At 35.4% G+C, this 4,207-nt stretch carries 3 protein-coding genes; 1 reads left to right on the plus strand and 2 read right to left on the minus strand.

Going from position 1 to position 4,207, the window contains the following annotated elements; translation table 11 throughout:
• Positions 1 to 119 precede the first annotated feature (119 nt).
• Positions 120 to 1,199, minus strand: coding sequence for a hypothetical protein (locus HET73_RS06285; protein ID WP_174134209.1), 1,080 nt, complete (start codon positions 1,197 to 1,199; stop codon positions 120 to 122).
• 51 nt (positions 1,200 to 1,250) lie between these two features.
• Positions 1,251 to 3,836: a DNA polymerase I gene (gene polA / locus HET73_RS06290; protein WP_174134210.1), complete on the minus strand. Its 2,586-nt coding sequence runs from the start codon at positions 3,834 to 3,836 to the stop codon at positions 1,251 to 1,253.
• 166 nt (positions 3,837 to 4,002) lie between these two features.
• On the opposite strand from polA, the gene HET73_RS06295 reads away from it, so the two are divergent.
• On the plus strand, positions 4,003 to 4,207 hold a 205-nt coding region (locus HET73_RS06295; protein ID WP_174134211.1), incomplete at its 3' end, for a hypothetical protein.

A 4,207-nucleotide genomic window follows, 5' to 3' on the forward strand; every position in this document is an offset into this window, starting at 1 on the left:
CTAAGTTTTTTTGTCGTTTAATCTGTACAGAGAAGATAAATAATCAGCTTCAGTCTTATTGTAAGAGGATTGAAGGGGGTTGTCAAGGGGTTTTTAGCATTTAATCCATTTTCTATGGGCTACTTGGGTAACCGGCTGATCTCTTCTTCTTTTTGTCGCCGGTTATCCTCTTTCTCCTGGAAGGATCCGTTTGCCTTAAGTTGCTCAGGCACAGCAGACGGCTCACTATTTCCTCTTTCTTGAACAGGTTTCTCAGTTGTTAAAGCAGGTTTCTTATCCTTTTCAGCCTCCTTAACTGGAGTTTTTAGAACTTTACTAATACCAACACTAATTTCCTTATCCCATTCTTTTCCTTCCTCCTTCTTGGTATCAGGGTTATATAAAGTACCTTTTCTGTTATTTGAAAAAAGAACCTCAAATCCTCCTTTTACGGCGAATACTGCACCAATAACAGCACCAACTACCGCAAATGTAGTAGGGCCAAAAACTAACATTAAAGCAATGGAAATAAAAGTAGGAAGAAAAATCTTACGTAGGAACGTTGTTACCATTTCTCCATCACTGAGTGGTGGCTCATCCTCCTCCTTTTTGCTCCCACCTAAGAATGGTATTTTTTCCTTTATCCCACTCATAAAGGAGCCAGAAATGTTCTTCGGGTCTATCTTAATTCCAAGCGGCCATCCAATAATTTTTACTAGTGAATCTCTAGCTTCTGTACCTCGTATATCAGATACACAATCCTTTACTACTTTCTTTATTTCATCACTCTTTAAATTCTCTTCATTAGCTAATTTTTTCTCTCTAATTTTCTTAAATACAGCAAGTAAAAACTGAGAAAAATTCTCTTCACTTAGTGACTTTATACTTTCTTGATTAACATTTTTGAATATATCTTCACTATTCTCAAATATAAAAGTAAGAATTTTCTTTTCATCTTCATTCCCTAATAGCTTTAATTGATCATTTAATGACTTCAGCTTGCTCTGTAATTCCTGCGCTTCCTGCTCTGAAAGTTTTTCTTGCAGTTTCTTTTCTATCTGTTGTATTTGCTTCTCTGGATTTAAAGTAGCTAAAAAAGTTTCATAGATTAACTGATGTTCCTCTTTTTCAAAGACTTTCTCATCTTCGTTAGTTACTTGAGTAGATGGTTTTGTGGACTCTTTCTTTCCTGTTTGCGAAGCTGCTGTTATACCTACCATGGCTGACCTATTTACATTTACCCATGTTTTAATTGTAGCATATTTTTCATATTAGTTCAAATGATTTATACTCTTGGAATCTGCGGCATTTAAATCATAATTAAGAAAATTTGAGCCCCAGTTGTCGCTAATTTTTACCTCCACTTCAAGCGGTATAGAAACTTTCACTGCATTTTCCATTACGTCTTTCACAAGTTTTGCTGTTTCTTGTACCTTATCGTCCTCTACCTCAATCAATAGCTCATCGTGAACTTGGAGGATTATTTTACCTGCTTTTAGCTGACCATAAAGTTGAATCATTGCACGTTTTATTATATCAGCAGCAGTGCCCTGCACAGGTGCGTTTATTGCCGCCCTTTCCGCAAATTGTCTTAGATAAGGAATTGTATTGTTTATGTCCTTTACAAAGCACCTTCTACCAAACAAAGTTTCTACATAACCATGCAGTCTTGCAAAAGCCATTGTTTTTTCCATATAGATCTTTATTTCTGGGTAACAGGAGAAATAATAATCAATGTATTCAGCAGCTTCTTGAACGGTAATTTTAAACCGCCTTGCAAGGCCAAACGGGCTAATGCCATATATAATCCCAAAATTAATGGATTTTGCCTTTTGCCTCAGATGTCTATCTACCTCTGTACCTTCTTGCACTCCAAAAACTTGCCTTGCAGTGATATTATGAACATCTTGTCCATTTGCAAAAGCCTCTTTAAATGCTGTAACATCTGCAATATGTGCCAAAATTCTCAATTCTATTTGTGAATAATCGGCAGAAATTATCTTGTATCTTTTTGGCGCAATAAATGCTTGCCTGATGAAAATTCCCTCTTCACTCCTGATAGGGATATTCTGCAAATTAGGATTGCTGGAGCTAAGCCTTCCGGTTGCAGTTGTTGAGAAGCTTGTATGTACCCTACCATCAAGAGGATCAACTCGCTTTATTAGTGCATCAGTATAGGTACCTTTCAGCTTACTTAAGTGTCGCCAATCTAAAATCTTACTTGCAATTTCAGCTCCTTCCATTTCAAGTGCTTCTAGTACTTCAGAGTTTGTGCTATACGATCCAGATTTTGATTTTCTCTTCTTATTAAGCCCCATTTTATTAAATAAAACATTACTTAATTGTTTGGGTGAAGCAATATTAAATCTTTCTCCTGCTAAGTTATATATATTATTCTCAAGCACAGTGAGTAACTGTTGAAATTTATCGGATAGTTCCTGCAGTTTTTGAATGTTTAGCAATATTCCATTTTTTTCCATGTTGAGTATTACTTCCGTAAGCGGCTTATCGAAGCGCTCGTAGATTGTAAAAAGCCTTTCTTGAAATAGTCTTTGTTCCAGTCTTTCGTGGATTGCTATTAAAGTTTTTGCTGAGAAAACCTCTACATTTTCGCTCAAATTATGTGCAATTATGTTTGGAATGCTATGATCATGCTTTCCTGTGTCAAGGCTATATGACATTGTCATCAAATCGTCGATTGAGCCTAACACTTTTTCTATTGTGGGAAATGTTGATCTGATCCTTCTAATATCATGTATTATTTTAAGCACCCCATTTGAAAGCAAAGTTGAGTTAATTGTAATGAGCACATCTTGTAGGCAGTTTTGATCTATGTAAAAAATGTCATCTTCGCTGTAAGACAAAGAGATTTTGCTTAATGCGTCATTTTCAAAATGGCAATAGATTGCGATTTTGCCTTCATATCTACAATCCCCTAAAAATCTTTCTAATTCCTCACTACTATACTCCGTTTTCTCTTTTGTGCTAGATCCACTGTAAGAAAAAAGCTTTCCAACCTTCTCTATCAAGGAATTAAATTCATACTTTTTTAAAAAGGACAGCAATTTCTCCACATTTGGAGAATGGACTTCATATTTTGCAATATCATGCTGAAGGTCCACTTTCTCATATAGTGACAAGAGTTTTCTTGAAATTAACGCTTTTTCCTTATGTTCGGTGAGGATATTACGAATCCTCGTTTGTTCGATATTATTAATATTTTCCAGGATATTATCCAAGGAACCAAATTTATCTAACAGTTTAGCTGCAGTCTTTGGACCTATTCCTGGAACGCCAGGAATGTTGTCAGATGTATCACCAGTTAGAGAAAGTAAATCAAGAAGCTTGTTTGAATTTACACCAAATTTTTCTATTACTTGTTTTTCATCTATGTATATATTTTTAATAGGATCAAATATTAAAACATTGTAATTCAAGAGTTGAAACAAATCTTTGTCTGACGAGACCACTACTACCTTAAAGTCTTGATGGTTGGCGTACCTTGCAGCTAGGGTTGCAATTATGTCATCTGCTTCATAGCCTTCAATCTCTTCATAGCTAAGGTTAAAAGCTTCTACGGCCTCCCTTAGTATTGAGAACTGTGGAATTAAATCCTCAGGGGGCGTTACTCTGTTTGCTTTGTATTCAGGATATAAATCATGCCTAAAGTTTTTTTTACCAGAGTCAAATGCTATTGTTAAGTAATCCGAGTGGGTAATGTACTTAAGAACCATTTTTAGAAAGCCATACACACCACCTATTGGTACACCAGTTGTAGTAACTAAATGACGCAAAACATAATAAGCTCTAAAAAGGAGTCCGTATCCATCAATAATTGTGAAAGTTTTTTCCTTCATTGTAGATATTCACGTGTGCCACCGATAGTCTATCATTTAGCTGCAAAAATCAAGTTTTTGTTTTCTGCCTGTGAACATTGCAAGAGATTTGCCTAAAATGGCATTCACGCATAGTTAATAGTTACCATTTAAAATAGTTATATTACTAATAAATTGAGAGCTCAAAATGAGCAAAAAGATAGAAAAACCACAAAGGTCAAAATCACCTAACCAGACTACAAAAACAAGGCGTAAACTTAATAAATTAGATATTAGTGGTCCAATGATTTTCAACTCCGCTTCAGTAGCCAGTGAAGTGGTACCAATAAAAGTTGGACCAAAGGCTAAAACAAACAACCGAATTTCTGAAAAAGATAGAGCTCACTCCTTGT

The organism is Wolbachia endosymbiont of Atemnus politus (assembly GCF_013309895.1).

Coding starts and splice junctions, on each gene's coding strand:
- HET73_RS06285 (WP_174134209.1), bottom strand. CDS start 1,199: ATGGTAGGTATAACAGCAGCTTCGCAAACAGGAAAGAAAGAGTCCACA.
- polA (WP_174134210.1), bottom strand. CDS start 3,836: ATGAAGGAAAAAACTTTCACAATTATTGATGGATACGGACTCCTTTTT.